The sequence below is a fragment of the Mesorhizobium sp. LEGMi-168a genome, assembly GCF_058312955.1.
This window is the reverse complement of sequence record NZ_JBZEGV010000147.1, coordinates 1-1,071: the sequence shown is the minus strand read 5'-3', so window position 1 is coordinate 1,071 and position 1,071 is coordinate 1. Positions and strand designations below refer to the sequence as shown.

Below are 1,071 nucleotides of genomic sequence, written 5' to 3'. Positions count from 1 at the left end.
ATGATCTCTTGTCGTCATAGGATCACCAAGCGCCTGCCAGTTTTGGCGCTTGCGATGTGCCTGGGCGTTGTCGGCGCCCGCATACCGGAACTTGGGATCGCTAGAGCGCTCGCGGCCGAAAAGGCGGTTCCAGCGGAGAAGAACCCGCCCGGCGACATCCCCGACAGCCAGGTCTTCATCGACTATGCCTCCCCGCAAGGCTTCACCCTTAAGGTGCCGGAAGGATGGGCACGGTCCGACCGTGCCGACGGCGCAAGCTTCATCGACAAGCTCGATGGCGTCGTCGTCTCCGTAGCCAAGGCAGATGCTTTGCCGAGCGTCGACAGCGCCAGGACGGACTATGTTTCCAAGCTCGAGGCCACCGGCCGGGCCGTGCGGGTGACCGCGGTCAAGCAGGTCAAGCTGCCCGCCGGCCCCGCTATCCGCATCGTCTATACCTCCAACTCGGAGCCGAACGCGGTGACCAACAAGCAGGTGCGCCTGGAAAACGAGCGCTACCTCTATTTCAAGGACGGCCGGCTGGTGACCCTGGAACTTTACGCGCCCAAAGGTGCCGACAATGTCGATCAATGGCAGCTGATGTCCAATTCGTTCCAGTGGAAATGAAATGCACGCGCTGGAAGCGCATGAGCTCTACAGGTTCTTCCACATAGGCGACGACGAGACAGCCGCGCTGCGTGGCGTCAGTCTTCATGTGTCGGCGGGCGAGATGGTCGCCGTCGTCGGGCCCTCGGGCAGCGGCAAGTCGACACTATTGTCCTGCATCACCGGATTGGACGAACCGGACGCCGGTCATGTCGAGGTAGCGGGCAAACGACTGACCCGCCGCTCGGAGGCCGAGCGCTCCCGCATTCGTGCCGCCAGCTTCGGCATCCTCCTGCAATCGGGGAACCTGTTCGGGCATCTCAGCGTGGCGCAGAATCTTCGCCTGCGGATGCTGCTGGCTGGAAAGCGGAGCGAGAAGAGGATTGGCATGCTGCTGGACAGCGTGGACCTCCTGCACCGCGCCCGCGCGCTTCCAACGGAGCTTTCCGGCGGCGAGGCGGCGCGGGCCGGCCTTGCGGTGGCGCT

2 protein-coding genes are annotated in these 1,071 nt (G+C 64.0%); both read left to right on the top strand.

The genetic code is table 11. The features are described from left to right. Positions 1-606, top strand: a complete 606-nt coding sequence (locus AC4FWB_RS34530; protein WP_491030682.1) for a hypothetical protein — start codon at positions 1-3, stop codon at positions 604-606. Between the two features lies 1 nt (position 607). Then, the coding region (locus AC4FWB_RS34525; protein ID WP_491030681.1) for an ABC transporter ATP-binding protein at positions 608-1,071 on the top strand (464 nt) is incomplete at its 3' end.